The organism is Micromonospora sp. NPDC049201 (genome assembly GCF_055586805.1).
This window is the reverse complement of sequence record NZ_JBVJHM010000005.1, coordinates 378418-402928: the sequence shown is the minus strand read 5'-3', so window position 1 is coordinate 402928 and position 24511 is coordinate 378418. Positions and strand designations below refer to the sequence as shown.

Genomic DNA, 24511 nt, shown 5'->3' with positions numbered 1-24511 from the left:
TCCGCCTTACTTGACATAATGTGGATTATCGAATCGCTTGGTCGGGGCGGCGGTGTCGGTGCCGGACCCCGCCGCCCCGGGTTTCGTGGGGTCAGGCCCCGACGTAGGCGGCGAGGTGTTCGCCGGTGCGGGTGGACCGCGTGGTCACCAGGTCGGCCGGGGTGCCCTCGAAGACGATGCGACCGCCGTCGTGGCCGGCGCCCGGGCCGAGGTCGATGATCCAGTCGGCGTGCGCCATGACCGCCTGGTGGTGTTCGATGACGATGACCGACTTGCCGGATTCGACCAGCCGGTCGAGCAGGCCGAGCAGTTGGGCGACGTCGGCCAGGTGCAGGCCGGTGGTCGGTTCGTCGAGGACGTAGACGCCGCCCCTGTCCCCCATCCGGGTGGCCAGCTTGATCCGCTGCCGCTCCCCTCCGGACAGCGTGGTCAGTGGTTGACCGAGCGTGAGGTAGCCGAGCCCGACGTCGGCGAGCCGGTCGAGGATGGCGTGGGCGGCCGGGAGGCGGGCGTCGCCGGCGCCGAAGAACTTCTCGGCCTCGTTGACCGGCATGGCGAGGACCTCGCTGATGTCGCGACCGCCGAGGTGGTAGTCGAGCACGGCGGCCTGGAAGCGTTTGCCTTCGCAGTCCTCGCAGGTGCTGGCGACGCCGGCCATCATGCCGAGGTCGGTGTAGATGACGCCGGCGCCGTTACAGGCGGGGCAGGCGCCTTCGGAGTTGGCGCTGAACAGGGCGGGTTTGACGCCGTTGGCCTTGGCGAAGGCCTTGCGGATGGGGTCGAGCAGGCCGGTGTAGGTGGCCGGGTTGCTGCGGCGGGAGCCGCGGATGGCGGTCTGGTCGATGCTGACGACGTCGTCGCGTCCGGCCAGGGAGCCGTGGATGAGGCTGCTCTTGCCGGAGCCGGCGACGCCGGTGACGACGACCAGGACGCCGAGGGGGATGTCGACGTCGACGTCGCGCAGGTTGTGGGTGGCGGCGCCGCGGATGGGCAGGGTGCCGGTGGGGGTGCGGGTGGCGTTCTTGAGGGTGGCCCGGTCGTCGAGGTGGCGGCCGGTGACGGTGTCGCTGGCGCGCAGGCCGGCGACGGTGCCTTCGTAGCAGATGGTGCCGCCGTCGGTGCCGGCGCCGGGGCCGAGGTCGACGATGTGGTCGGCGATGGCGATGGTTTCCGGTTTGTGCTCGACGACCAGGACGGTGTTGCCCTTGTCGCGCAGGCGGAGCAGGAGGTTGTTCATCCGGGCGATGTCGTGCGGGTGCAGGCCGATGGTGGGTTCGTCGAAGACGTAGGTGACGTCGGTGAGGGATGAGCCGAGGTGGCGGATCATCTTGGTGCGTTGGGCCTCGCCGCCGGAGAGGGTGCCGGCGGGGCGGTTGAGGCTGAGGTAGCCGAGACCGATCTCGACGAAGGAGTCGAGGGTGTCCCCCAGTGCGGTGAGCAGCGGGGCGACGGAGGGTTCGGGCAGGTCGCGGACCCAGGTGGCGAGGTCGCTGATCTGCATGGCGCAGGCGTCGGCGATGGAGATGCCGTTGATCTTCGAGGAGCGGGCCTCGGGGGCCAGGCGGGTGCCGTCGCAGTCGGGGCAGGTGGTGAACGTGACGGCGCGTTCGACGAAGGCGCGGATGTGGGGCTGCATGGCGTCGACGTCCTTGGCGAGCATCGACTTCTGAATGGCGGGGATGAGGCCGGTGTAGGTGACGTTGATGCCCTCGACCTTGATTTTGGTGGGCTCCTTGTGGAGCAGGTCGTGGCGTTCGCGGTCGGTGTAGTCGCGCAGGGGTTTGTCGGGGTCGAACATGCCGCTGGCGCGGAAGATGCGGCCGTACCAGCCGTCCATGCTGTAGCCGGGGATGGTGATGGCGCCCTCGTTGAGGGTGCGGTCGGCGTCGTAGAGGACGGTGAGGTCGAAGTCGGTGACGCTGCCGCGGCCTTCGCAGCGGGGGCACATGCCGCCGAGGCGGTGGAAGGTGCCCTTCTTGGTCTGGGTCTTGTCGGGGCCGCGGTCGACGGTGATGGCGCCGGTGGCGCGGACGGAGGGGACGTTGAAGGAGTAGGCGTTGGGTGGGCCGATGTGGGGTTGGCCGAGGCGGCTGAAGAGGATGCGGAGCATGGCGTTGGCGTCGGTGGCGGTGCCGACGGTGGAGCGGGGGTCGGTGCCCATGCGTTCCTGGTCGACGATGATGGCGGTGGTGAGGCCTTCGAGGATGTCGACGTCGGGGCGGGACAGGGTGGGCATGAAGCCTTGGACGAAGGCGCTGTAGGTCTCGTTGATGAGGCGTTGGGATTCGGCGGCGATGGTGCCGAAGACCAGGCTGCTCTTGCCGGAGCCGGAGACGCCGGTGAAGACGGTGAGGCGGCGTTTGGGCAAGTCGACGTCGACGTTGCGGAGGTTGTTCTCGCGGGCGCCGTGGACGCGGATGACGTCGTGGCTGTCGGCGTGGGCCTGGGGCATGGGTCTCCGTCCGGTTGGTGCGGTGTCGGGGCCGGCCGGCGTGCGGCGCGCCGGCCGGCGTACATTGTACGGTACGTCGCGTCGGGGTCAGCGTCGTTGGTTGATGCGGATGAGGTTGCCGGTGGGGTCGCGGAAGGCGCAGTCGCGGACGCCGTAGGGCTGTTCGGTGGGCTCCTGGACGACGTCGGCGCCGCTGGCCTGGAGGCGGTCGAAGAGCGTGTCGAGGTCGTCGGTGGCGAGGGTGAGCGCGCCGTAGGTGCCCTTGGCGATGAGTTCGTGGATGGTGCGGCGTTCGTCGTCGGTGATGCCGGGGTCGACGGCCGGGGGGTGCAGGACGATGCCGGTCTCGGGCTGTCCGGGTGGGCCGACGGTGAGCCAGCGCATGGTGTTGCCCTGGCCGACGTCGTTGCGCAGGTCGAAGCCGAGGGTGTCGCGGTAGAAGGTGACGGCGGCGTCGGCGTCGGTGTGGGGCAGGAAGGCGTAGTGGATCGTGATGGTCATGGTGGTCACGCTAGTTCGGTCAGGTGGCGGGGGCTTCTCGATTCCTGATCGGTCGGGTGGCGTGTTTGGTGAGGCACGGGGGTGGTTCGGCGGTGCCGGGCGCGTGGCGGGCGCGGTAGGCGCTGGGGGGTTCGCCGACGAGTTCGGTGAAGCGGGTGCTGAAGGTGCCGAGGGACTGGCAGCCGACGGCGAAGCAGACGTCGGTGACGCTGAGGTCGCCGCGGCGCAGCAGGGCCATGGCGCGTTCGATGCGGCGGGTCATGAGGTAGGAGTACGGGGTTTCGCCGTAGGTCTGGCGGAACTGGCGGCTGAGGTGGCCGGCGGACATGTGTTCGCCGCGGGCGAGGGCTTCGACGTCGAGGGGTTGGGCGTGTTCGCGGTCGATGCGGTCGCGGATGCGGCGTAGGCGGGCGAGGTCGCGCAGGCGGTGGGCGAAGGCGGGGTCGTCGGTGGCCGGGTGGTGGGTTGGCACGTGTGGCATTTTCGCTGGCCGGGGCGGGGGCGTCCAGGTGTTCAGCGCAGTCGGCGGGCGGTGAACCGGGTGGGTGGTTCGGCGATGGCGTCCTGGGCGGCGACGAGTTGGAGTTCGCGGGTGCCGGCGGCGAGGGTGGCGTCGAGGACCGCGTAGATGGAGTTGGTGGTGCGTTCCAGCGCGGTCGCGGGTGATCCGGTGGTGGCGAGGTGGGCCAGGTAGAGGGCGGCGGTGACGTCGCCGCCGCCGTTGGGGCTGATCGGCAGCAGCGGGGTGGTGACGGCCCAGGCGCCGTCGGTGGAGACGGCGACGACGTCGAGGTGGTCGGTGGGCAGGTCGCCGTGCAGGACGCTGGTGACCAGGACGTGGTCGGGGCCGGTGGCGCGGACGGCGTCGACGGCGGTGAGCAGGTCGTCGAGGGTGTGGGTGCGGCGGCCGGCGAGGAACTCCAGCTCGAACTGGTTGGGGGTGACGATGTCGGCGCGGGGCACGACGGTGTCGCGCAGGTATTCGGGGATGCCGGGGCGGACGAACATGCCGCGGCCGACGTCGCCCATGACCGGGTCGCAGCAGTAGAGGGCGGCCGGGTTGGCGGCCTTGACCTGGGCGACGGCGTCGAGGATGACGGCGCCGACGGCGGGGTCGCCCTGGTAGCCGGAGAGGACGGCGTCGGCGGTGCCGAGCACGCCGCGGTCGGCGATGCCGGTGATGACGTCGGCGACGTCGGTGGGGGCGAGCAGGGGGCCGCGCCAGGCGCCGTAGCCGGTGTGGTTGGAGAAGTGCACGGTGAGCACCGGCCAGACCTCGTGGCGCAGGCGTTGTAGCGGGAACACGGCGGCGGAGTTGCCGACGTGGCCGTAGGCGACCGAGGACTGGATGGAGAGGATCTTCACGGGCTCATCCTCGCACCTCGGCGGGGGTCACGCTCGGTGGTCGTCGGGCGACGGGTGCGGGTACGGTCGACCGTTCGGCTCCGGGTTTCGACCGTCGGGCGCGTGGCGGGTTTGGGCACCGCATGCGCGGGGGGCATGAAGCGAGGGGTTCTCGCCATCTGGACGGAGGAAGCACTGATGCTTTCCGCACTCGATCGTCGGCACACCGTCGCGCCGCCGGGGTACAGCCGGTGGTTGATCCCGCCGGCGGCGCTGGCGATCCATCTCTGCATCGGGCAGGTCTACGCGACGAGCGTGTACAAGAACTCCCTGATCGCGCATTTCGACTCGGGGCAGACGGCGATCGGGGTGATCTTCAGCATCGCGATCGTGATGTTGGGGTTGTCGGCCGCGGTGGCCGGTACGTGGGTGGAGGCGAACGGGCCGCGTAAGGCGATGTTCGTCTCGGCGTGCTTCTGGGCGGCGGGTTTCCTGGTGGGCGCGCTGGGCATCGCGTCGTCGCAGTTGTGGCTGCTGTACCTGGGGTACGGGGTGCTGGGTGGGATCGGGTTGGGGATCGGGTACATCTCCCCCGTCTCCACGTTGATCAAGTGGTTCCCGGACCGGCCGGGGCTGGCGACCGGGTTGGCGATCATGGGGTTCGGTGGTGGGGCGATGGTGGCCTCTCCCCTGTCCCGGCAGTTGTTGTCGTTGTTCGACCCGGGGTACGACCCGTCGAACAGCGGGTCGACGGCGTCGGGGTCGGCGTTGGTGTGGTTGTTCGTCACGCTCGGCGTCGGCTACTTCGTGATCATGATGTTCGGGGTGTTCAACGTGCGGGTGCCGGCGGCGGACTGGCGGCCGGCCGGGTTCGACCCGGCGAAGGTGGCGGCGAAGCCGATGGTGACCACCGCGAACGTGTCGGCGGCGAACGCGGTGCGGACGCGGTCGTTCTGGCTGCTGTGGGTGGTGCTGTTCTGCAACGTGACGGCGGGCATCGGCATCCTGGAGCAGGCCAGCCCGATGATCCAGGACTTCTTCCGGGACAACGGCACGTCGGCGGTTTCGGTGGCGGCGGCCGGCGGGTTCGTCGGGTTGCTGTCGCTGTTCAACATGGCGGGCCGGTTCGTCTGGTCGTCGACGTCGGATGTGATCGGCCGTAAGCCGATCTACGTGGTGTATCTGGGTGTGGGCCTGGTGCTGTACCTGGTGCTGGCGCTGGTCGGGCAGAGCGCGACGGCGTTGTTCGTGCTGCTGGCCTGCGTGATCCTGTCGTTCTACGGCGGCGGGTTCGCGACCGCGCCGGCGTATCTGCGGGATCTGTTCGGCACGTTCGAGGTGGGCGCGATCCACGGTCGGCTGTTGACCGCGTGGTCGGCGGCGGGGGTGGCCGGCCCGTTGATCGTCAACGCGTTCCTGGACGCGCAGGGCGAGCCGGGCTCGTTGACCGCGTCGGCGTACCGGCCGGCGTTGTTCACGATGGTCGGGGTGCTGGCGGTGGGGCTGGTGGCGAACCTGCTGATCCGGCCGGTGCCGCGGCGGTTCCACGAGCCGGCGTCGGGCCGGGACGAGATGGTGGACGGGCAGCCGGTGACGGCGGAGCGGAGCGGGTCGTGAACGAGCGCAGCGGTGGCGGGCAGCAGGTCCGTCTGGTGGTGTCGTGGCTGGTGGTGGCCGTGCTGTTGGGCTACGGCGTGGTGCAGACGCTGATCACGGCGGCGAAGTTGTTCACGCAGTGACCCGTGGCGGCGGCCCGGGGTCCGTTCCGGGTCGCCGCGCCGGTCAGAGGCCACCGGCGACGCGCAGGACCGCGCCGGTGGTGTACGAGGCGTCGGGGCCGAGCAGGTGGGCGATCGCGCCGGCCACCTCGTCGGGTTCGCCGGCGCGGCCCAGCGGGATGCGGCCGGCGGCGCGCTCGGGGCGGTCGGGTACGCCGGAGCGGGTGTGGATGTCGGTGCGGATGATGCCGGGGGCGACCGCGTTGACGCGGATGCCGCGTGGGGCGAGTTCCTTGGCCAGGCCGACGGTGAGGGTGTCGGTGGCGGCTTTGACGGCGGCGTAGTGGATGTACTCGCCGGGGCTGCCGAGGGTGGCGGCGGCGGAGGACACGTTGACGATGGCGCCGCCGGCGCTCATCCGGCGGGCGGCCTGCTGGGCGCAGAGGACGTAGCCGATCAGGTTGACGTCGACGACGTCGCGCAGGTCCTCGGCGCGCAGGTCGGTGAAGGGGCCGATGGGGCTGGTGACGCCGGCGTTGTTGACCAGGCCGGTGAGCGGGCCGAGCTGGTCGGCGGCGGCGAAGAGCCGGCGTACCGCGTCGGGGTCGGTGGTGTCGGCGGCGACGGTGACGGCGCGTCGGCCGGCGGCGCGCACGTCGGCGGCGACGGTCGCGGCGGCGTCGTGGTCGGCGCGGTAGCCGATGACCAGGTCGTGGCCGGCGGCGGCGAGCCGGCGGGCGGTGGCCGCGCCGATGCCGCGCCCACCGCCGGTGACGATGGTGATCGAGGTCAATGCGTCCTCCCCTGCCCTGCTGGTGGGGGCGACGTTACCGTGGGCGGCACCGGCGGCGACGGAGAGGACTGTCACATGGGGCGGGCGTTGGTGCTGGGCGGCGGCGGGGTGACCGGGGTGGCCTGGGAGTTGGGGCTGCTGGCCGGGTTGGCGCAACGGGGTGTGTCGCTGGAGGACGCGGACCTGGTGGTGGGCACGTCGGCGGGTTCGGTGGTCGGGGCGCAGGTGTGTTGCGGGGTGCCGCCGGCGCAGCGGTACGCGGCGCAGTTGCGGCCGCCGGGTGACGAGGTGCCGGCCCGGCTCGGGTTGGGGGTGCTGGCCCGGTGGGCGTGGGCCGGCGGTCGGGGGCGGGACGCGGCGCGGGCCCGCGCGCGGGTGGGCGCGGTGGCGTTGGCGGCGCGTACCCCGTCGGAGCAGTCGCGGCGGGCGGTGATCGCGGCGCGGTTGCCGGCGCGGCAGTGGCCGGCGCGGAGGCTGCTGGTGACCGCGGTCGACGCGGTGTCGGGTGAGTTCGTGGTGTTCGACGCCGGCAGCGGGGTGTCGCTGGTCGACGCGGTGGGGGCCAGTTGCGCGGTGCCGGGGGTGTGGCCGCCGGTGACGGTCGGGGGTCGGCGGTTCGTCGACGGTGGGGTGCGGTCGCCGGTGAACGCGGATCTGGCCGCCGGGGCGCGGCGGGTGGTGGTGTTGGCGCCGACGAGTGCCGCGGTGGGGCCGATGCCGCGGGTGTCGGCGCAGGTGGCGGCGTTGCGGGCGGCGGGGGCGCGGGTGGCGGTGGTGGCGCCGGACCGGGCGGCGCGGGCGGCGATCGGGCGGAACGTGCTGGACCCGACGCGGCGGGCGGCGTCGGCGCGGGCGGGGTTCGCGCAGGCCGAGGCGGTGGCCGACGAGGTGGCGGGTGTGTGGCGCGCCTAGGCTCACCGCATCGACGGCGAGCTCGGGAGGTACGTGGTGGGTGTGGGTGTCGGTGACCTGGTCGAGGATTTCACGCTGCCGGACCAGACGGGTGCGCCGCGGCGGCTGTCGGAGTTCCTGGCCGCCGGGCCGGTGGTGGTGTTCTTCTACCCGGCGGCGATGACGCGGGGGTGCACGGCGGAGAGCTGCCATTTCCGGGACCTGGCGGCGGAGTTCGCGGCGGTGGGCGCGTCGCGGGTGGGGATCAGCCGGGACCCGGTGGAGCGGCAGGCGGAGTTCGCCCGCCGGCACGGTTTCGACTATCCGTTGTTGTCCGACGTCGACGGGGCGGTGGCGGCGGCGTTCGGGGTGCGGCGGCGGTTGCCGCTGGGCGCGTTGAGCACCCGGCGGATGACGTTCGTGATCGGTCCGGACCGGCGGGTGCTGGCGGTGGTGCACAGCGAGGTGAGCATGAACGCGCACGCCGACGCGGCGTTGCGGGCGCTCGGGGGTTGACCGTCGGGTTGTCGTGCCGGCCTGGTATCAAGGGCGGCAATCAAACAGGTGTACGGAAGAGGGCGTGATGGCGGTCCAGGGGTTGTCCACTGACGAGGTACAGCAGATCCGTGAGTCGTTGGCGGCGGGCCGGAAGCCGCGGGTGGTGTTCACCGAGGCGGCCGGGCAGGTGGCCGGGCAGCTCGGGCAGGTGGTGGAGCTGACCGACCCCGAGCAGTCCGAGGAGTTCGTGGTGGTGCGTTTCGGCCGCGACGAGTTGCCCTTCTCCCCCGCCGACGTGGCGGTCGCGCCGAAGGGCGCCGGGCGGCGGCCGGCCGCCGAGCCGAAGCCGGAGCCCGAGCCGGAGGTGGCCGCGCCGGCGGCGCCGGAGTTCGTGTTGGACACGCCGCGGGTGCCCGCGCCGCGTCGGGAGGAGCCGAAGGTGGAGCAGCAGGCGGAGCCGAGGCCGGCGAAGCGGGCGGTGAAGGCGGCGAAGCCGAAGACGCCGGCGGGGCTGACGGTGACGCTGGCGTACGCCGAGGGCGAGTGGACGGTGGCCGCGCAGCAGGGCGCGAAGGCGCTCGCCAGGCCGTACGTGGTGAAGCCGGCGGAGGCGCTGCGGATGGTGGCGTTGGTGGACGTGCCGGGGGTGCAGGAGGCGGTGGAGCAGATCCTGGGCGCGGAGCGGGCCGAGGCGGAACAGCAGGCGGAGAAGTTGCGCGCGGAGCTGGCGGAGATCGAGGCGCGGCTGGCGGAGTTGCGCGAGGCCCGCTGAGCGCTGCCCGGGACACCCCGCGGGGCCGGTGCGACCCCCTCGCACCGGCCCCGCGTCACCCCTGCGCCCGCAGGTCCATCAGTGTTGCGGAATGTTCTGTACCCCGATTCGGCGACGGAACACCCAGTAGGTCCAACCTTGGTAGGCGAGCACGATCGGAGTGAACACCACCGCCACCCACGTCATGATCTTCAGGGTGTACGGGGTGGACGCGGCGTTGGTGGCGGTGAGCGTGCCGGCCGGGTCGAGCGTGGACGGCAGCACGTTCGGGAACAACGCGGCGAACAGGGTCGCCACGGCCAGGGCGATGGCCAGCGCGGTGCCGGTGAACGCCCAGCCCTCGCGGCGTACCCTCGCCGCGGCGAGGCCGCCGAGCAGGGCGAGGGCGGCGCCAGCGGCGAGCACGACGGCGGCGGCGTTGGCGCGGATGGTCAGCGACCAGCCGAGGAACGCCACGGCGGCCACGGCGGTGCCGGCGCCGAGGCGGACCGCGAGCGTGCCGGCGCGTTGCCGGATGTCGCCGGTGGTCTTGAGCGCGAGGAACACCGCGCCGTGGGTGGCGAACAGGCCGAGCGTGGTGAGGCCGCCGAGCAGCGCGTACGGGTGCAGCAGGTCGAGCAGCCCGCCGACGTACTCGTGGTCGGCGTCGAGGGGGACGCCGCGGAAGATGTTGGCGAACGCGACGCCCCACAGCACGGCCGGGATCACGGAGCCTGCGAAGATGGCCCGGTCCCAGCGGCGTTTCCAGGACGCCTCGGGGCGCTTGTGTCGGTATTCGAAGGCGACGCCGCGGGCGATGAGGGCGAGCAGGATGAGCAGCAGCGGCAGGTAGAAGCCGGAGAACAGGGTGGCGTACCACTCGGGGAACGCGGCGAACATGGCGCCGCCGGCGGTGATCAGCCAGACCTCGTTGCCGTCCCAGACGGGGCCGATGGTGTTGATCAGGACGCGGCGTTGCCGGTCGTCGCGGCCGAGCACGGGCAGCAGCATGCCGACGCCGAAGTCGAAGCCTTCGAGGATGAAGTAGCCGGTGAACAGCACGGCCACGAGGAGAAACCAGACGGTGGTCAGTTCCACGGTGGGCTCTTTCGGTCAGTAGGCGAACGCGAGGGGGCGCTGCGCGTCGTCGGTGTCGTCGTCGGCGGGGGGCGGGGTGACGTCGGGGACGCCGGCGCGGGCGTAGCGGACCAGCAGCTTGAACTCGATCACCGCGAGGGTGGCGTAGATGAGGGTGAAGGCGGTGAAGGAGGTGAGCACCTCGGTCAGCGAGACGCTGCGGGACACGCCGTTGCGGGTGAGCATCTCGCCGAACACGATCCAGGGTTGGCGGCCCATCTCGGTGAAGATCCAGCCGAAGGAGTTGGCCAGCAGCGGCAGTGCCGGCATGACCAGGCCGGCGCGCAGCAGCCAGCGGCTGGTGGGGGTGCGGCCCTTGCGGTGGCTCCAGAGGACCAGCAGCGCGATGGCGGCGGCGGCCAGGCCGAAGCCGATCATGAAGCGGAAGCTCCAGTAGGTGACCGGGATGATCGGGGCGTAGTTGCCGGGGCCGTACTGGCTGGCGTACTGGGCCTGGAGGTCGTTGATGCCCTGCACGGTGCCGTTCGGGTCGCCGGTGCCGAGGAACGACAGCAGGTAGGGGATCTTGAGGGCGAAGACCTCGCGGCTGCCGTCGAGGCTGCCGACGGTGAGCACGGAGAACGAGGCGGGGCTCTCGGTGGTGTAGAGGCCCTCGGCGGCGGCCATCTTCATCGGCTGCACCTCGGTCATGATCTTGCCTTGGATGTCGCCGGTGAGCACGACGAGGGTGGCGGAGGTCAGGACCACCCAGGAGCCGAACTTGGTGGCGAAGCGGTAGGCGCCGGTGTCGGCGCTGCCGCGGTCGCGCATCACGTGCCACAGCCCGACGGTGACCACGAGGGATCCGGCGACCAGGAACGACCCGGCGAGGGTGTGCGGGAAGGTGACCAGCGCGACCTTGTTGGTGAGCACGGCGCCGAAGTCGGTCAGTTCGGCGCGTCCGCTGTCGGGGTTGATGCGGAACCCGACCGGGTTCTGCATGAACGAGTTCGCGGCGAGGATGAAGTAGGCGGAGAGGTTGGTGCCGATCGCGGCGGCCCAGATCGCGGCCAGGTGCAGGCGTTTGGGCAGCCGGTCCCAGCCGAAGATCCACAGGCCGATGAACGTGGATTCGAGGAAGAACGCGACCAGGGCCTCGATCGCGAGGGGCGCGCCGAAGATGTCGCCGACGAAGCGGGAGTAGTCGCTCCAGTTCATGCCGAACTGGAACTCCTGCACGATGCCGGTGACCACGCCCATGGCGAAGTTGATGAGGAACAGCTTGCCGTAGAACTTGGTGAGTTTGAGGTACCGCTCGTTGCCGGTGCGGTGCCACATGGTCTGCAGGACGGCGACCAGCACGGACAGGCCGATGGTCAGCGGCACGAACAGGAAGTGGTAGACGGTGGTGACACCGAACTGCCAGCGGGCGACGTCCAACGCGTCCACCTGAGAACCCCCAGCCTTCTTACTACGAGACGTAGTAAATACTACTCGGCGTCGTAGAAAAAAGTTCAGAGTCGGAGGGCCCGAACCGACCCGGGACCAATGACCCTGATCACCTCCACCGGCGCGGCCGTGCGACCATCCAGCACTGATGGACACCTCCCCCTGGCGCGCGCCGCTGCTGTGGCGCGGCGCGCAGACGTTCGCCCGGGCCGCCGTCGCGCTGATCGGCCGCCTGGAGGTCACCGGCGACGTGCCGGAGGCGCTGCGCCGCGGGCCGCTGATCCTGGCCGCCAACCACATCAGCCCGTTCGACCCGGTGGTGCTCGCCGCCGCCTGCCGGGTCCGGCGCGTCGCCCCCCGGATCATGGCCACCGGCGGGCTGTTCCGGGCGCCGGTGCTGGGGCCGCTGATGCGCCGCGCCGGGCACATCCGCGTCGATCGCGGCACCACCGCCGTGCACCGGTCGCTGGAGATCGCCGCCGAGGCGGTCGCCGGCGGGTCGGTGGTGCTGGTCTACCCGGAGGGGCGCATCGGGCTGGCCCCCGGCATGTGGCCCGAACGCGGCAAGACCGGCGCGGCCCGGCTCGCGTTCGCCAGCGGCGCCGCCGTCGTCCCGGTCGCCCAGTGGGGCTCGCACGAGGTCCTGCCGTACCGGGCGCCGAAGGGCATGCTGCGCGGCCTGGCCCGGGCGCTCGCCCGGCGGCCGGTCATCCGGGTGCACTTCGGCGCCCCGGTGGCCCTGGCCGACCTGGATCCGGGCGCGCCCGGCGCGGCCCGCCGCGCCACCGACCGGATCATCGACGCGATCACCGACGACCTGGCCCCGCTGCGCCCGCACGAGCCCGACGGGCCCCGCCACGTCGACCCCGGCCGGCCGGTCGACCCGAGCCGCGCGCACCGCCGGCACCGAACCGGCTGAATCCGCCGCGCGGCCCCGACATAGGGTGAGACCGTGGCAGACGTGAACGCTCCCGTCGTGCTGATCACCGGCACGTCCACCGGCATCGGCCTGGCCACCGCCGTGGGCGCGGCCCGCGCCGGCTGGCGCACTGTCGCCACCCTGCGTGACCCCGACCGGGCCGGCCCGCTGCGCGCCGCCGCCGACGCCGCCGGGGTCGGCGACCTGCTGGAGGTACGCCGGCTCGACGTGGTCGACGAGTCCTCGGTGACCGCCTGCGTGGCCGACGTGGTGGCCCGGCACGGCCGGCTCGACGCGGTGGTCAACAACGCCGGCGCCGGCCACGTCGGCACGCTGGAGAGGGAGACCGTCGACGACGTCCGGGCGGTGCTGGAGGTCAACTTCTTCGGCGTCCTGCACGTCACCCGTGCCGCGCTGCCGCACCTGCGCGCCGCGAGCGGGCGGCTGATCACGGTGACCAGCGTCGGCGGGGTGGTCGGGCAGCCGTTCAACGAGGCGTACTGCGCGGCGAAGTTCGCCGTCGAGGGGTTCATGGAGTCCCTGGCGCCGGTGGCGGCCACCGTCGGGGTGAGCGTCTGCGTGGTCGAGCCCGGCGCGGTGGCCAGCGAGTTCGTCGCCAACGTCGGGATCGACGCGGACACCGCGGTGGCCGCCGCCGGGCCGTACGGGCCGGCGCTGCGGGCGTACCTCGGTCGCAGCGCCGCCGCGTTCGCCGCCGCGCAGTCGCCGGCCGAGGCCGCCGCGGCGGTGGTGGCGACACTGACCGACCCGGAGCCCGCCCCCCGTGTGCAGACCTCCCCCGCCGCCCGCCAGTTCGTCGCCGTCAAACTCGCCGACACCGACGGCCTGGCCGTAACCGCCCTGACCGCCGACTGGCTGCACTGACCTCCCCCGCCCCCGCGATCTTGCACTTGCTGCCCGGGCGTATCGGGCAGAACGCCTCGAACGAGGGCCGGAAGTGCAAGATCGCGTGGGGGTTACTGGGCGGCGGCCAGGCGCGCGTCGAGGGTGGCCAGGTCCGGGACGAACCACACCTGGTCGTGGCGGTTGGACTCGGCGACCAGGGCGCGCAGCGCGCCGCTGCCGGCCAGATGCGCGGAGATGTCCCCGACCACCACGAGGCGCAGCCGGTAGTTGACGAACTTCTGCATGACCTCCCCGGCGAAGCGGGTGCCCAGCGTGAAGAAGCTCGGGTCGAGCCGGGCGGCGGGCACCGCCACCACCGTGGCGCCGGCGAACGCCGCGCCGATCAGCTCCAGCGCGTCGGCCTCGGTGACGATCGGCGGGCCGGCCGGGTCGCAGACCAGCACCGTGACGCCGGCGCGCTCACGCAGCTCGTCAGCCACGGTCGGCCTCCTTCCCGGCGAGCAGGCCGTTGTCGCCGTCGAGCACCGCGTCGAGCAGGCGCAGCAGCTCGGCGGTGGCGCCGAGGTCGCCCAGGACAATGATCTTCATGTGGTGCCGTTCCTCGTCGTGGACCGTCTGCACGCGCAGCGGACGGTCCGGGTCGGGGTGGGTGGTGACGCCGGCCAGCACCAGCGTGGCGAGCCGGTCGGCGGCGGCCCGGTCGACGCCGTCGAGGGCCACGATGCTGGACACCTCCGCCGCCGGGCCGGCCGGTCGCGCGGGCCGGCCGGTGAACGCGTCGAGGTCGGCGCGGGCGATCCGGTACTGCTTGCCGATCCGCGTCGCGGGCAGCCGGCCGGCGCGGATGTAGCCGCGGACCGTGCGCACGTGCAGCCCGAGCCGCGTCGCGACCTGCTCCACCGAGTACATATCATTACTCATCGCACCCTATGTTAGCCGCCTCGGGTAACGATAGGGAATTTCACCGGCCGGACACCCGCCGGCCGTATCGGCCCGGCATACTGCCGGCGTGCAGCCCCGTCACGGCTACCTCGACGCGCCCGCGCCGCTGGCCTTCGCCCACCGCGGCGGCGCGGCCGACGGCGACGAGAACACCGCCGCCGCGTTCGCCCGCGCGGTCGCGCTGGGCTACCGGTACGTGGAGACCGACGTGCACGCCACCGCCGACGGCGTGCCGGTGGTCTTCCACGACCCGACGCTGCGCCGCGTCACCGGCGAGGCCGGGCGCATCGCCGACCTGCGCTTCGCCGACCTCGCCTCGGTACGCGTCGGCGGCGCCGCCCTGGTGCCCCGCCTCGACGACGTGCTCGGCGCGTGGCCGCAGGTCCGGTTCAACGTCGACGTCAAGGCCGACGGCGGGGTGGCGCCGACCGTCGAGGCGGTGGTGCGGGCCGGCGCCGCCGACCGGGTGCTGCTCGCCTCGTTCAGCGACGCCCGGCTGACCCGGCTGCGCGCCCTGGCCGGCCCGACGGTCGCCACCAGCCTCGGCATGCGCGGCGTGGCCCGGCTGCGGATGGCCTCCCTGCACGGCCGGCCGCTGCGACTGCCGCCGTCCGTGGCCGCCGCCCAGGTCCCGGTCTCCTACGGGGGAATCCCGGTGGTCGACCGCCGGTTCCTCGCCTACTGCCACCGGATCGGCCTGCAGGTGCACGTCTGGACGATCGACGAACCCGCCCGGATGCACCAGTTACTTGATCTTGGGGTGGATGGCATCATGACCGATCACGTCGGCGTGCTCCGCGACGTCTACCGCAGCCGCGGCCACTGGGCCGCCTGAACCCCGAGGACCGCCCCGATGGCCGAAACGGTCACCCCCGCCGTCGCCGAGCCCGCGCCCCCGGGCAGCACCCGCCGCGAACGCACCGGCTGGTACCTCTACGACTGGGCCAACTCCGCGTTCCAGACCACCGTCATCACGGTCTTCCTCGGGCCGTTCCTGACCACCGTCACCGAGCTGGCCGCCGGCTGCGAGCTGGGCGCCGACCGCTGCGACGGCGTGGTGCACCCGCTGGGCATCCGCGTCGCCGCCGGCTCCTACTACCCGTACCTGATCTCGCTGTCGGTCTTCCTCACCGTGTTCGTGCTGCCCGTCATCGGCGCGATCGCCGACCGGTCCGCGCACAAGAAGCGGCTGCTGGCCGCCGCCGCGTTCACCGGCGCCGGCGCGACCATCGCGTTCGCGTTCGTCACCGGCGAGCGGTACCTGCTCGGCGGCGTGCTGTTCCTCATCGCGAACATCTCCTTCGGCGCCGCCGTGGTCGTCTACAACTCGTTCCTGCCGCAGCTCGGCGGCCCGGACGACCGCGACGCCATCTCCAGCCGCGGCTGGGCCATCGGCTACCTCGGCGGCGGGCTGCTGCTCGCGCTCAACCTGGTCGCCGTCACCGCGTTCAGCGAGGAGGGCAACGCCCAGCGCACCCTCGACCTGGCCCGCTGGTCGATCGTCTCGGCCGGTGTGTGGTGGGCCGCGTTCACCCTGCTGCCGCTGCGCTGGCTGCGCGAACGCCCACCGGTCGCGGTGCCGCAGGGCGGCGGCAACGTGCTCACCGACGGCTTCCGGCAACTCGGCCGCACGCTGCGCGAGGTCAAGGCGTACCCGCTGACGCTGTTCTTCCTGCTCGCGTTCCTGGTGTTCAACGACGGCATCCAGACCGTCATCACCCTCGCCAGCCAGTACGGCACCGAGGAACTGCGGCTGGAGCAGAGCACCCTGATCGTGACCATCCTGCTGGTGCAGTTCCTCGCCTTCGGCGGCGCGCTCGCCCTCGGCGCGCTCGCCCGACGCATCGGCGCCTGGAAGACGGTGCTGCTGTCGCTGGTGCTCTGGACCGGCGTGATCATCGCCGCGTTCCGGCTGCCCGCCGAGGCGCCGGTGCCGTTCATGATCCTCGGCGGCTGCATCGGGCTGGTGCTCGGCGGCAGCCAGGCGCTGAGTCGATCGCTGTTCAGCCAGCTCATCCCCGCCGGCAAGGAAGGCGAGTACTACGGCTTCTACGAGATCAGCGACAAGGGCACCAGCTGGCTCGGGCCGCTCGCGTTCGGCCTGGTGTTCCAGCTCACCTCCTCCTACCGGGTGGGCCTGGTGTCGCTGCTGATCTTCTTCGTGGTCGGCTTCGCGCTGCTGGCCGCCGTGCCGATACGCCGGGCCATCATCGCCGCCGGCAACACCCCGCCCCGGGTGCTCTGAGCGCACCCGGTCGATCATCTCGGCCGGTATGCGGCGGCGTCGATCGGCTAGGCTGCCCCGACGTGACCGACGACGCCGCCGCCCCGACCTGCCTGGCCCGCCCCCTGCCGGGGCCCGGCGACGACCGTGCCGGCGGCTGCGCCGCCGCCCGGGGCATCGACGGCCGGCCGCTGCACGCCGCCGCGCTGAAGTTCTTCTGGGGGCCGATGGACTGCGGCAAGTCCACCATGGCGTTGCAGATGAACTACAACCACGCCCGGCAGGGCCGCCGCGGCCTGGTCACCACCCGCATCGACCGCTCGCTGGGCCCGCAGGTCACCACCCGCATCGGCCTGGCCCACGAGGCCATCGAGGTCACCGACGGACTCGACCTGCGTGACCTGGTCCGCGACGCGTGGGCCGAGGGGGTACGCGTCGACTACCTGATCTGCGACGAGGCGTCCTTCTACGACCTGCACCACGTCGAGCAGATGGCCGAGCTGGTCGACAAGTTCGACGTCGACGTCTACGCCTTCGGCCTGGCCACCGACTTCCGCTCCTGCCTGTTCCCGGCCGCGCAACGGCTCTTCGAGCTGGCCGACGAGGTGGCCCGCATCCAGGTCGAGGTGCTGTGCTGGTGCGGCCGGGAAGGGCTGCTCAACGCCCGGGTGGTCGACGGCCGGGTGGTCCGCGAGGGCGCGCAGGTCGTCATCGGCGACACCATGGACACCGCCGACGTCCGCTACCAGGTGCTGTGCCGGCGGCACTACCGCTCCGGCGACCTGGGCCCACGCGCCTGAGGCTCAGAACGGGTCCCCGCACACCCGCCAGCCGCCGTCCTCCGGCACCACCGGCAGCTCCCGCTCCTCGCTGCCGCCGCCGTCACGGTTCAACCGCACCAGCACCGTGCCGCGTGGCCGACCCGCCCGGGTCGACACCGACACGTCGACGATCTCGTAGCCGCTGACCAGCGGCGGGGTCCGCACCCAACTGCCGAACCCGGCCTGGCTCCACCGGCTGCGCGCCTCGGCGCACAACCGCCCGTACGCCCGGTCGGTGTCGCCGGCGGCGACGTCCCGGAAGAACCCGTCCGCGGTCTCCCGCACCGGCCCGTCGGCCTGGAGCACCACCTGCGCGTTCCACACCGCCAGCCCGGCCACCCCGATCAGGCAGGTACCCAGCCCGAGCACGGCGACCAGCACACCCGCGCGCATCGGCCGGCGACGCCGGGCCGGTCGGTGCCACACCTGCTGACTGCCCATCACCACCGACGGTAGGCAACCGGCGACCGGCGCGCAGCCGGTTGCGCCGCCCGGCGGTGGTGACGGGCACCGTCGGCGTACGCCCCGGAGCGGCCGTGGACGACGCGCGCCGGTCGACCGCCGGTACCTGACAGGAGGTGACAGGTACCGGCGGCAGACTGCCCGGCATGACGACGCACGCCGACCTCGCGATGGTCAACCTCGACAGTTCCGACCCGGCCGCCCACGCGGCGTTCTACGGCCACGCCCTCGGCTGGGAGATCACCCACAGCGAGGCCGAGTACGCCATGATCACCTCCTCCGGCGGCACGTCGATCGGGTTCGGGCTGGTGCCCGGCTACACGCCGCCGGCCTGGCCGGACCCGACCGGCGTCAAGCGCTACCACCTGGACCTGACCGTCGACGACGTGTCGGCCGCGGAGCGGGACCTGGTGGCGGCCGGCGCGACCCGGCCGGCGAACCAGCCCGGCGGCGGAGGCTGGACCGTGCTGCTCGACCCGATCGGGCAGCCGTTCTGCCTCTGCCCGCGCCGCCCGGAGTGAGACCGGCTCAGCGCAGCGGGCCGCGGGCGACCGCGGCCCGCATCGCGGCCGGGTCACCGGCGGGCACGTACTCCAGCCACCAGGTGGCGCCCGCCGCCGCCAGGTCGGCCAGGTAGGCGCGCTCGGCCCGCTCGTCGGCCCGCCGCCGCCGGCCGCCGACCGCCACGTCGAACGGCGCACCGTCGGCGCGGGTCGCCGGCAGCGCGGCGACCAGGGCGGCCACCTCGTCGGCGGTGAAGTCGGACCAGCCGTCGGTGTCGGTCAGCTTGTAGGGCACGATCCCGTCGGCCCGGGCCGCCCGCCGCAGCACCGCCTTGGCCTGGGTGCTGCCGCCGACCCAGACCGGCACCCGGGGCGACTGCACCGGCGCCGGTCGCAGCGCCACGCCCTCGGCGCGGTAGTGCCCGCCCCGATGGGTGACCCGCTCGCCGCCGAGCAGCGCGACCAGCAGGTCCAGGCCCTCGTCGAGCATCGCGGCGCGGGTCTTCACGTCGGTCGGCTCGCCGAACGCGGCCAGCCCCCGGTCGGCCGGATCGCCGAGACCGACCGCGACGCCCGCCCGACCGCCGGAGAGGTGGTCGAGGGTGAGCACCTCCCGGGCCAGCTTCGCCGGGCGACGCCGGGGCAGCGCGGTCACCGTGGTGCCCAGCCGGACCCGCTCGGTGCGCCCGGCCACCGCCGCCAGCACCAGCCACGGGTCCCAGGTCGGCGGGTCGTCACCGGCGTGGTGGATGAGGTAGTCCTCCAGGAAGACGCCGTCCCAGCCGGACCGCTCGGCCAACTCGCCGAGCGCGACCAGGTCACCGACCGTCACCGAGGCGCCGCCGCAGGAGATCTCCAGGCCGTGTCGCATCCTGGCACCCTACGGCCCGGGTCCGACGCTCAGCCGCGCCGGCGGGCGCGGGCGGCCCAGATCGCGTACGCCGGGTCGCGGTCCAGGTTGTGCCGGTCCCGGTCGTAGCGACGGGTGGTCCGCGGATCGGCGTGACCCATCGCGTCCTGCACGTCCTCCAACGGCACGCCCTCGGAGCGGGCCGTGGTGGCGAACGCGTGCCGCAGCGAGTGCGGCGACAACCGCGCCCACGCGGCGATCCCGGCGGTCTGCGCCAGCCGACGCACCAGCCGGAACACGGCGTGCCGGTCCAGTCGCCCGCCGGTGGCGGTGACCAGCAGCGGGCCGGTCAGCTGCGGCACCGTGACGCCCTGGGCGGCAGCCCGCTCCGCCAGGTAGGCGTCCAGCGCGTACGCGGTGCCGGGGGTGAGCGCGCGACGGCGTACCTTGCCGCCCTTGCCGACGAAGCGGACGCTGCGGTGACCGCGTTCCGCGCCCAGGTCGGCCAGGTCCAGCGAGACCAGCTCGCCGACCCGCAGGCCCAAATCGGCCAGGAGCGCGAGGGCGGCGCGGTTGCGGGCGGCGGTCGGGCCGGTGTCCGCCTCGGCGGCGGCCAGCAGCGCGTCGACCTCGTCCGGGCTGAGGCCGACGGTGGCGGAGTGGTCCCGGTCGACCCGGGGCCGGTCGGCCGCGGCGACCGGATTGGCCGGCACCGCGCCCAGCTTGACCAGGAAGTCGTACCAGCTCGACAGCGCGGACAGCCGGCGCGCCACGGTGGCCGGGGTCAGCGGGCGGCCATCGCGTCCGCGCGGGGTGGACTCCAGGTCCCGGCCGTACGCGTTGACGTCGAGGAAGGTGACCCGCAGCGGCTCCAGGCCCCGCTCGGCGCACCAGCGCAGCCAGCCGGTCACGTCCCGCCGGTACGCGTCGCGGGTGTGCTCGGACAGCCGCCGGTTGCGCAGCCACGCCTCGGTGAAGTCGGCCGGAGCGCCGGACACGGCGACACGGGCGCGGGGCAGGACCTCGGGACGCAACATGCGAGAAAGGTTCTCAGTCGGCGGCGCGTTTCGCGACGAGGCGCGCCGCGACCGGATCGCGGGCAGGGGTTACCGTCGTGCGGTGCGCGCCAGCCGGCTGGTCTCCCTGCTGCTGCTCCTGCAGTCCCGGGGGCGGATGACCGCCCAGGAACTCGCCGACGCCCTGGAGGTGTCGGTGCGGACCGTCTACCGCGACGTCGAGTCGCTCGGCGCCGCCGGCGTCCCGGTGTACGCCGACCGCGGCCCGGCCGGCGGTTACCGGCTGGTGGCCGGCTACCGCACCCGGCTCACCGGGCTGACCGGGCCGGAGGCCGAGGCGCTGTTCCTCGCCGGCCTGCCCGGGCCCGCCGCGGAGCTGGGCCTGGCGACCACGGTGGCCGCGGCCGAGCTGAAGGTGCGCGCCGCGCTGCCGGAGGAACTCGCCGACCGCAGCGGCCGGCTGCGGCACCGGTTCCACCTGGACGCGCCCGGCTGGTTCCGGCACCCGGAAGCCACCCCGCACCTGGCCACGCTGGCCGGCGCGGTGTGGGAGGACCGGATGGTCCGGCTGCGCTACCGGCGTTGGCGCGCCCCACGGGAGGTGACCCGGCTGGTCGCCCCGCTCGGCGTGGTGCTCAAGGCCGGCCGCTGGTACCTGGTGGCCCGGTGCGAGGAGCAGGTCCGCACCTACCGGGTCGGCGCGGTGCTCGACGCGGTGGTCACCGACGAGCGGCACCAGCGCCCGGACGGCTTCGACCTGGCCGCCTACTGGCGGGAGTGGACCGCCCGGTACGAACGTGACGTCTACCGCGGCGAGGCGCGCATCCGGCTCAGCACCGCCGCGTTGGAGTTCCTGCCCTACGTCTTCCCGCCGGAGATGGCGCGGGCGGCCCGGGCGGCGGCCGGCGAACCCGGCCCGGACGGCTGGCGGGAGACCACCGTGCCGATCGAGTCGACGCGGCACGCCCACGCCGAGTTCCTCAAGCTCGGCGCCGAGGTGGAGGTGCTGGCCCCGGCCGAGCTGCGGGACCGGTTCACCGCCACGGCGCACGCGCTGACCCGGCTCTACCCGTCGGACACCGACGCGGGGACGGCCGGCGCTCCGGTCTCCCCCGCGTCGGCGTGACGCGCGTTCAGACGGTGGTGAGCTGCCGGTGCCCGTTGCCCTGCGCGGTCGAGGTGACCGCGATCCGGCGCGGCTTGGCCCGCTCGGCGATCGGGATGCGCAGCGTCAGCACCCCGTTGTCGTAACCGGCCTCCAGCCGGTCGGTGTCGAGCGTGTCGCCCAGGAACAGCTGCCGGGTGAACGTGCCCATCGGACGTTCGGCGGCGACCAGCTCGACGTTCTCGCCGCTCGGCCGACGCCGCTCGGCGCGGACGGTCAGCACGTTGCGCTCGACGGTGCAGTCGATGCTGTCCGGGTCCACGCCGGGCAGGTCGAAGGCGGCGTAGAAGTGGTCGCCGTCGCGGTAGGCGTCCAGGTGCATCACGGCCGGCCGGGCGGTGGTGCCGAAGAACTGCTCGGCGATCCGGTCGATCTCGCGGAACGGGTCGGTACGCATCAACATGGTCCTGCCTCCTCGGTTCTCCTGGCCCAAGGTCTCGACTTGAGTCTCAGTGACTCAACTTCCGGTTTCTGTTTTAGCGCGGCGGCCCGCCGTCGTCAACCTCCGTCGGCCGCTGCCCGGAAACGGCGCTCGGGTGCTCACGGCCCGGTCCGCCAGTAGACGCCCTGCTCGCGGGTGAGCAGCACGTCGTCGACGAGATAGCGGCGCAGCGTGACGTGGTCCGCCGCACCGCCCTCGCACCAGGAGCGCAGCGCCTCGTCCACCATCCGCTCCGGGTAGCGCCGCCCGGGCTCGAAGGTGCGCTCGGTGATGTGTTCCAGCAACACCCGGCGGCGACCGCGCTGCGCCGGCAGCCGGATCAACGCGCCGTCGCGCAGGAACGTGCGCAGGATCGTCTCGCGCCGGTCGGCCGGCGGGAGCGCCGGCGACGACGCCCCGGCCCGGGCGAACTCGCGCAGCCGCTCACCGTCGACGCGCAGGCCGTCGGCGTCGGTCAGCACACCGGCGTCGGTGAGCCGGCGCACGGCGGTGGCGACGTCGCGGGCCGGCAGGCCGGTGCGCGCCACCACGGACGGGACGTCCCGGGCGCCGAGCACGATCGCGGCGAACACGGCCCGGCGACGTTCGTCGGCGAGCGCCCCCGCGAGAGCTTGAGCGGTCATGGCCGGCAGCCTGCCAGCAGCCACCCGGCCCGGGCCAGGCGTTTTCCCGGCCGCACCGGCGGCCAGGCACGCCACGGCGGCTCGGCTGCCGTGGGTCGGCTGCGGTCAGGCCGGAACGGCGGCGGTGAAGTCGACGTCGGCGGTGTCGACCGTGCCGGCGCGGCGGCCCGGCGCCCGCTGGAAGCCCCAGTAGAGGTTGGTGTGCGCGATCACCTGCGCCGGCGGGGGCGCGCCGTAGGCCGACAGGTCCTCGGTGGTGTGGGCGTCGGCGACCAGCGTGACGTCGTAGCCGCGGGTGAACGCGCCGTGCAGGGTGGAACGGACACAGGCGTCGGTCTGCGCGCCGGTCACGACGAGCCGCCCGACACCCCCGGCGGCGAGCACCTGCTCCAGGTCGGTGGCCTCGAACGAGTCGCCGTAGGCCTTGTGCACGAGCGGCTCGTCGTCGCGGCGCACCAGCTCCGGCACGATCCGCCACTGCTCACTGCCGGTGGGCAGCTCCTCGCTGCGATGCTGCACCCAGACCACCGGGACGCCGGCCGCGCGGGCGCGTTCGACCAGGGCGGCGATGTTCGCGACCACCCGGTCCCGGTCGTGGGCGCCGCGCACCACGCCGTTCTGCACGTCGACGACGAGCAACGCGGTGCGGGGGCGGTCGGTGAGCGTGGTCATGACGAGGGCTCCTTCGACGGCGGCGATCCCCGCCAACCTAACGACGGCCCCCGACACTTTCGCCGCACCGCGCGGCGGTCACAGGAAGCGGTGCATGACGTGCAGACCCACCCGGCCCAGGGTGGGATGGGCGAACGCCTCCGGCACGGTGCCGACCACCGTGAAGCCGAGCCGCCGGTAGAGCCGCACCGCCACGGTGTTGGTCTCCACCACGGCGTTGAACTGCATCGCGGCGAAACCGGCCCGGCGGGCCCAGTCCAACGCCTCCTCGCACAGCGCCCGGCCCACGCCACGACCGCGCGCGTCCGCGGCGACCAGGAAACTCGCGGTTGCCACGTGCGCACCCGGGCCCGGCCGGTTGGCGCCCATCTTGGCGCTGCCGAGCACGACGCCGTCGTCGTCCACCGCCACCGAGGTACGCCCCGGCGGGCGTTCCACCCACACCTCGCGTGCCACTGCGGCCGACCAGGCCGGATCGTAGACGAACGTGTCCCCGGCGGTGATGACGTCGGCAAGGATCGGCCAGACCTGACCCCAGTCGGCGTCGACGTGCTCCCGGATGCGCATCGTCGGCACGCTAGCCCGCGGCGTCGCGCGCGGCCACCCGTTTCCACCCGCCCCCGCGCCGGATCACCGTACGGCCATACTTGTCGCCATGCTCTGGGGTGTCAGCGGACCGATCTTCCTCCTCGACTACCTGGGCGCGGTCGCCGTGGCCGTCGCGGTCGCCGTGGCGGTACGCGAGCTGACCGGCCGCCGGGCCCGGGGCACGACACCCGACCGGGTCGAGTTGGCGTACCTCACCGACCGGGCGCTGCTGGCCTGCCAGGTGGGCGTGGCCGCGCTGCGCCGCGCCGGCGGGGTGACCGTCGGGGAACTCGCCACCCTGCACGCCGACGGTCCACCACCGGCCCGGCCGCCGGCCCTGGTCCGCGCCCTGCACACCGCGCTGCGCCGCCCGCAGACCTGGGCCGCCGTGCTGGCCGACCCCGACGTCGCGCGGGCGCTGCGCCGGATGGTCGGCCGGCTGGTCCGCGACGGCTGGCTGCTCACCCGCGCCCAACGCCGACGGGTCGCCCTGGGCACGCTGCCGCTGTTCCTGGTCGCCGCCGTCGGGGTGACCCGGCTGGTGGACAGCGCGGTCGAGGGCCGCACCGCCGGCGGACCCGCCTCGGTCGCCGGGCTGCTGCTCTGCTGCCTGGCCACCGCGCTGGGCGGCTGGTGGCTGACCGAGGTGCCGGAGACCGGCGCCGCCGCACGGCGTCTCCTGCGCCGGCTGCGCCGCGAGCACGCCGACCTCGACCCCGAACGCCGTCCCACCTGGCAGGGCCGGGACACCGACGCGTTGCTCACCGCCATGGCGCTGTTCGGCCCGCGACCGCTGCTCGCCGTCGACCCGGCCTTCGCCGTCCAGGTCGGCGTCGACCCGGAGCGGGGCCGTCCCCGACCGGAACGCCGCCCCGCCCGCCGCTGAGCGGCCCTCGACGGGCGGCGCCGTCGCCGATGCGGCAGAGTGACCCCACGACCGCAG

General features: G+C 73.4%; 29 protein-coding genes. 13 read left to right on the top strand and 16 right to left on the bottom strand.

Annotated elements, in window-relative coordinates:
- Positions 1-91 precede the first annotated feature (91 nt).
- The 4 genes from ACZ6O5_RS13810 to pdxY form a co-directional block, all read right to left on the bottom strand.
- Positions 92-2452, bottom strand: a complete 2361-nt coding sequence (locus ACZ6O5_RS13810; RefSeq protein WP_465977114.1) for an excinuclease ABC subunit UvrA — start codon at positions 2450-2452, stop codon at positions 92-94.
- 87 nt (positions 2453-2539) lie between these two features.
- Positions 2540-2953 carry a VOC family protein gene (locus ACZ6O5_RS13805; protein ID WP_465977112.1) on the bottom strand — a complete coding sequence of 138 codons (414 nt, stop codon included), beginning with the start codon at positions 2951-2953 and terminating at the stop codon, positions 2540-2542.
- A gap of 19 nt (positions 2954-2972) precedes the next feature.
- Positions 2973-3434, bottom strand: coding sequence for a helix-turn-helix transcriptional regulator (locus ACZ6O5_RS13800; protein ID WP_465977110.1), 462 nt, complete (start codon positions 3432-3434; stop codon positions 2973-2975).
- A 32-nt stretch (positions 3435-3466) separates the two neighbouring features.
- A complete protein-coding gene (gene pdxY, locus ACZ6O5_RS13795; RefSeq protein ID WP_465977108.1) occupies positions 3467-4318 on the bottom strand; it encodes a pyridoxal kinase PdxY in 852 nt (283 codons plus the stop codon).
- Between the two features lie 177 nt (positions 4319-4495).
- Between pdxY and ACZ6O5_RS13790 the strand changes: the two genes are divergently transcribed.
- Entirely contained in the window at positions 4496-5914 is a 1419-nt protein-coding gene (locus ACZ6O5_RS13790) for an OFA family MFS transporter (RefSeq protein WP_465977106.1), read from the top strand.
- On the top strand, positions 5911-6036 hold the full coding sequence (locus tag ACZ6O5_RS13785) for an MFS transporter small subunit (protein WP_255563039.1): 126 nt from the start codon (positions 5911-5913) through the stop codon (positions 6034-6036). Before ACZ6O5_RS13790 ends, ACZ6O5_RS13785 begins: the two co-directional genes overlap by 4 nt.
- Before the next feature lie 43 nt (positions 6037-6079).
- Here ACZ6O5_RS13785 and ACZ6O5_RS13780 read toward each other — a convergent pair whose 3' ends face one another.
- The gene (locus ACZ6O5_RS13780) at positions 6080-6808 is read right to left on the bottom strand and encodes an SDR family NAD(P)-dependent oxidoreductase (RefSeq protein WP_465977104.1); all 729 of its coding nucleotides are present in this window, start codon (positions 6806-6808) and stop codon (positions 6080-6082) included.
- 75 nt (positions 6809-6883) lie between these two features.
- On the opposite strand from ACZ6O5_RS13780, the gene ACZ6O5_RS13775 reads away from it, so the two are divergent.
- The 3 genes from ACZ6O5_RS13775 to ACZ6O5_RS13765 all read left to right on the top strand — a co-directional run bounded on the left by ACZ6O5_RS13775 (position 6884) and on the right by ACZ6O5_RS13765 (position 8969).
- A complete protein-coding gene (locus tag ACZ6O5_RS13775) occupies positions 6884-7720 on the top strand; it encodes a patatin-like phospholipase family protein (protein ID WP_465977103.1) in 837 nt (278 codons plus the stop codon).
- 36 nt (positions 7721-7756) lie between these two features.
- Positions 7757-8215 carry a peroxiredoxin gene (locus ACZ6O5_RS13770; protein ID WP_281941255.1) on the top strand — a complete coding sequence of 153 codons (459 nt, stop codon included), beginning with the start codon at positions 7757-7759 and terminating at the stop codon, positions 8213-8215.
- Between the two features lie 67 nt (positions 8216-8282).
- Positions 8283-8969 (top strand): hypothetical protein, encoded by a 687-nt coding sequence (locus ACZ6O5_RS13765; RefSeq protein ID WP_425788490.1) that lies wholly within the window; start codon positions 8283-8285, stop codon positions 8967-8969.
- Between the two features lie 78 nt (positions 8970-9047).
- Here ACZ6O5_RS13765 and cydB read toward each other — a convergent pair whose 3' ends face one another.
- Together cydB and ACZ6O5_RS13755 are read right to left on the bottom strand one after the other, a co-directional pair.
- On the bottom strand, positions 9048-10046 hold the full coding sequence (gene cydB / locus ACZ6O5_RS13760; protein ID WP_465977101.1) for a cytochrome d ubiquinol oxidase subunit II: 999 nt from the start codon (positions 10044-10046) through the stop codon (positions 9048-9050).
- A gap of 15 nt (positions 10047-10061) precedes the next feature.
- Positions 10062-11474: a cytochrome ubiquinol oxidase subunit I gene (locus tag ACZ6O5_RS13755; protein WP_465977099.1), complete on the bottom strand. Its 1413-nt coding sequence runs from the start codon at positions 11472-11474 to the stop codon at positions 10062-10064.
- A gap of 148 nt (positions 11475-11622) precedes the next feature.
- Between ACZ6O5_RS13755 and ACZ6O5_RS13750 the strand changes: the two genes are divergently transcribed.
- Both ACZ6O5_RS13750 and ACZ6O5_RS13745 read left to right on the top strand, forming a co-directional pair.
- Positions 11623-12393: a lysophospholipid acyltransferase family protein gene (locus tag ACZ6O5_RS13750; RefSeq protein ID WP_465977097.1), complete on the top strand. Its 771-nt coding sequence runs from the start codon at positions 11623-11625 to the stop codon at positions 12391-12393.
- A 33-nt stretch (positions 12394-12426) separates the two neighbouring features.
- Positions 12427-13278, top strand: a complete 852-nt coding sequence (locus ACZ6O5_RS13745; protein WP_465977095.1) for an SDR family NAD(P)-dependent oxidoreductase — start codon at positions 12427-12429, stop codon at positions 13276-13278.
- Positions 13279-13370: 92 nt separating this feature from the next.
- Here ACZ6O5_RS13745 and ACZ6O5_RS13740 read toward each other — a convergent pair whose 3' ends face one another.
- The gene (locus tag ACZ6O5_RS13740; protein WP_465977093.1) at positions 13371-13739 is read right to left on the bottom strand and encodes a DUF4180 domain-containing protein; all 369 of its coding nucleotides are present in this window, start codon (positions 13737-13739) and stop codon (positions 13371-13373) included.
- Positions 13732-14181, bottom strand: a complete 450-nt coding sequence (locus ACZ6O5_RS13735) for a helix-turn-helix domain-containing protein (RefSeq protein WP_465977091.1) — start codon at positions 14179-14181, stop codon at positions 13732-13734. Before ACZ6O5_RS13735 ends, ACZ6O5_RS13740 begins: the two co-directional genes overlap by 8 nt.
- Before the next feature lie 88 nt (positions 14182-14269).
- On the opposite strand from ACZ6O5_RS13735, the gene ACZ6O5_RS13730 reads away from it, so the two are divergent.
- The 3 genes from ACZ6O5_RS13730 (at position 14270) to ACZ6O5_RS13720 (ending at position 17226) form a co-directional block, all read left to right on the top strand.
- A complete protein-coding gene (locus tag ACZ6O5_RS13730) occupies positions 14270-15037 on the top strand; it encodes a glycerophosphodiester phosphodiesterase family protein (RefSeq protein ID WP_425788147.1) in 768 nt (255 codons plus the stop codon).
- Positions 15038-15055: 18 nt separating this feature from the next.
- Positions 15056-16447, top strand: a complete 1392-nt coding sequence (locus tag ACZ6O5_RS13725) for an MFS transporter (RefSeq protein WP_465977090.1) — start codon at positions 15056-15058, stop codon at positions 16445-16447.
- Between the two features lie 62 nt (positions 16448-16509).
- A complete protein-coding gene (locus tag ACZ6O5_RS13720) occupies positions 16510-17226 on the top strand; it encodes a thymidine kinase (RefSeq protein WP_465977088.1) in 717 nt (238 codons plus the stop codon).
- 3 nt (positions 17227-17229) lie between these two features.
- Here the strand turns inward: ACZ6O5_RS13720 and ACZ6O5_RS13715 are convergent, their stop codons facing one another.
- The gene (locus ACZ6O5_RS13715; RefSeq protein WP_281941239.1) at positions 17230-17688 is read right to left on the bottom strand and encodes an Rv0361 family membrane protein; all 459 of its coding nucleotides are present in this window, start codon (positions 17686-17688) and stop codon (positions 17230-17232) included.
- Positions 17689-17855: 167 nt separating this feature from the next.
- Here ACZ6O5_RS13715 and ACZ6O5_RS13710 point away from each other — a divergent pair, with 167 nt between their 5' ends.
- Positions 17856-18230 carry a VOC family protein gene (locus tag ACZ6O5_RS13710; RefSeq protein WP_465977085.1) on the top strand — a complete coding sequence of 125 codons (375 nt, stop codon included), beginning with the start codon at positions 17856-17858 and terminating at the stop codon, positions 18228-18230.
- A 7-nt stretch (positions 18231-18237) separates the two neighbouring features.
- Here ACZ6O5_RS13710 and ACZ6O5_RS13705 read toward each other — a convergent pair whose 3' ends face one another.
- Both ACZ6O5_RS13705 and ACZ6O5_RS13700 read right to left on the bottom strand, forming a co-directional pair.
- The gene (locus ACZ6O5_RS13705) at positions 18238-19083 is read right to left on the bottom strand and encodes an LLM class flavin-dependent oxidoreductase (RefSeq protein WP_465977083.1); all 846 of its coding nucleotides are present in this window, start codon (positions 19081-19083) and stop codon (positions 18238-18240) included.
- Positions 19084-19112: 29 nt separating this feature from the next.
- Complete coding sequence (locus ACZ6O5_RS13700; RefSeq protein ID WP_465977081.1) at positions 19113-20099, bottom strand: tyrosine-type recombinase/integrase; 987 nt, start codon at positions 20097-20099, stop codon at positions 19113-19115.
- Positions 20100-20181: 82 nt separating this feature from the next.
- Here ACZ6O5_RS13700 and ACZ6O5_RS13695 point away from each other — a divergent pair, with 82 nt between their 5' ends.
- On the top strand, positions 20182-21204 hold the full coding sequence (locus ACZ6O5_RS13695) for a helix-turn-helix transcriptional regulator (protein ID WP_465977079.1): 1023 nt from the start codon (positions 20182-20184) through the stop codon (positions 21202-21204).
- 7 nt (positions 21205-21211) lie between these two features.
- Here the strand turns inward: ACZ6O5_RS13695 and ACZ6O5_RS13690 are convergent, their stop codons facing one another.
- The 4 genes from ACZ6O5_RS13690 to ACZ6O5_RS13675 all read right to left on the bottom strand — a co-directional run bounded on the left by ACZ6O5_RS13690 (position 21212) and on the right by ACZ6O5_RS13675 (position 23547).
- Entirely contained in the window at positions 21212-21646 is a 435-nt protein-coding gene (locus ACZ6O5_RS13690; protein ID WP_465977077.1) for an Hsp20/alpha crystallin family protein, read from the bottom strand.
- Between the two features lie 137 nt (positions 21647-21783).
- The gene (locus ACZ6O5_RS13685) at positions 21784-22308 is read right to left on the bottom strand and encodes a DUF2087 domain-containing protein (RefSeq protein ID WP_465977075.1); all 525 of its coding nucleotides are present in this window, start codon (positions 22306-22308) and stop codon (positions 21784-21786) included.
- A 105-nt stretch (positions 22309-22413) separates the two neighbouring features.
- Positions 22414-22980, bottom strand: coding sequence for a cysteine hydrolase family protein (locus ACZ6O5_RS13680; protein ID WP_465977073.1), 567 nt, complete (start codon positions 22978-22980; stop codon positions 22414-22416).
- A 78-nt stretch (positions 22981-23058) separates the two neighbouring features.
- Complete coding sequence (locus ACZ6O5_RS13675) at positions 23059-23547, bottom strand: GNAT family N-acetyltransferase (RefSeq protein ID WP_465977072.1); 489 nt, start codon at positions 23545-23547, stop codon at positions 23059-23061.
- Positions 23548-23635: 88 nt separating this feature from the next.
- On the opposite strand from ACZ6O5_RS13675, the gene ACZ6O5_RS13670 reads away from it, so the two are divergent.
- Positions 23636-24454, top strand: coding sequence for a TIGR04222 domain-containing membrane protein (locus ACZ6O5_RS13670; protein WP_465977070.1), 819 nt, complete (start codon positions 23636-23638; stop codon positions 24452-24454).
- Positions 24455-24511: the final 57 nt, after the last annotated feature.

Coding starts and splice junctions, on each gene's coding strand:
- ACZ6O5_RS13705 (WP_465977083.1), bottom strand. CDS start 19,083: ATGCGACACGGCCTGGAGATCTCCTGCGGCGGCGCCTCGGTGACGGTC.
- ACZ6O5_RS13765 (WP_425788490.1), top strand. CDS start 8,283: ATGGCGGTCCAGGGGTTGTCCACTGACGAGGTACAGCAGATCCGTGAG.
- ACZ6O5_RS13800 (WP_465977110.1), bottom strand. CDS start 3,434: ATGCCACACGTGCCAACCCACCACCCGGCCACCGACGACCCCGCCTTC.
- ACZ6O5_RS13700 (WP_465977081.1), bottom strand. CDS start 20,099: ATGTTGCGTCCCGAGGTCCTGCCCCGCGCCCGTGTCGCCGTGTCCGGC.
- ACZ6O5_RS13790 (WP_465977106.1), top strand. CDS start 4,496: ATGCTTTCCGCACTCGATCGTCGGCACACCGTCGCGCCGCCGGGGTAC.
- ACZ6O5_RS13735 (WP_465977091.1), bottom strand. CDS start 14,181: ATGAGTAATGATATGTACTCGGTGGAGCAGGTCGCGACGCGGCTCGGG.
- ACZ6O5_RS13710 (WP_465977085.1), top strand. CDS start 17,856: ATGACGACGCACGCCGACCTCGCGATGGTCAACCTCGACAGTTCCGAC.
- ACZ6O5_RS13810 (WP_465977114.1), bottom strand. CDS start 2,452: ATGCCCCAGGCCCACGCCGACAGCCACGACGTCATCCGCGTCCACGGC.
- ACZ6O5_RS13725 (WP_465977090.1), top strand. CDS start 15,056: ATGGCCGAAACGGTCACCCCCGCCGTCGCCGAGCCCGCGCCCCCGGGC.
- ACZ6O5_RS13675 (WP_465977072.1), bottom strand. CDS start 23,547: ATGCGCATCCGGGAGCACGTCGACGCCGACTGGGGTCAGGTCTGGCCG.
- ACZ6O5_RS13775 (WP_465977103.1), top strand. CDS start 6,884: ATGGGGCGGGCGTTGGTGCTGGGCGGCGGCGGGGTGACCGGGGTGGCC.
- ACZ6O5_RS13690 (WP_465977077.1), bottom strand. CDS start 21,646: ATGTTGATGCGTACCGACCCGTTCCGCGAGATCGACCGGATCGCCGAG.
- ACZ6O5_RS13670 (WP_465977070.1), top strand. CDS start 23,636: ATGCTCTGGGGTGTCAGCGGACCGATCTTCCTCCTCGACTACCTGGGC.
- ACZ6O5_RS13805 (WP_465977112.1), bottom strand. CDS start 2,953: ATGACCATCACGATCCACTACGCCTTCCTGCCCCACACCGACGCCGAC.
- ACZ6O5_RS13680 (WP_465977073.1), bottom strand. CDS start 22,980: ATGACCACGCTCACCGACCGCCCCCGCACCGCGTTGCTCGTCGTCGAC.
- ACZ6O5_RS13750 (WP_465977097.1), top strand. CDS start 11,623: ATGGACACCTCCCCCTGGCGCGCGCCGCTGCTGTGGCGCGGCGCGCAG.
- ACZ6O5_RS13685 (WP_465977075.1), bottom strand. CDS start 22,308: ATGACCGCTCAAGCTCTCGCGGGGGCGCTCGCCGACGAACGTCGCCGG.
- ACZ6O5_RS13715 (WP_281941239.1), bottom strand. CDS start 17,688: ATGGGCAGTCAGCAGGTGTGGCACCGACCGGCCCGGCGTCGCCGGCCG.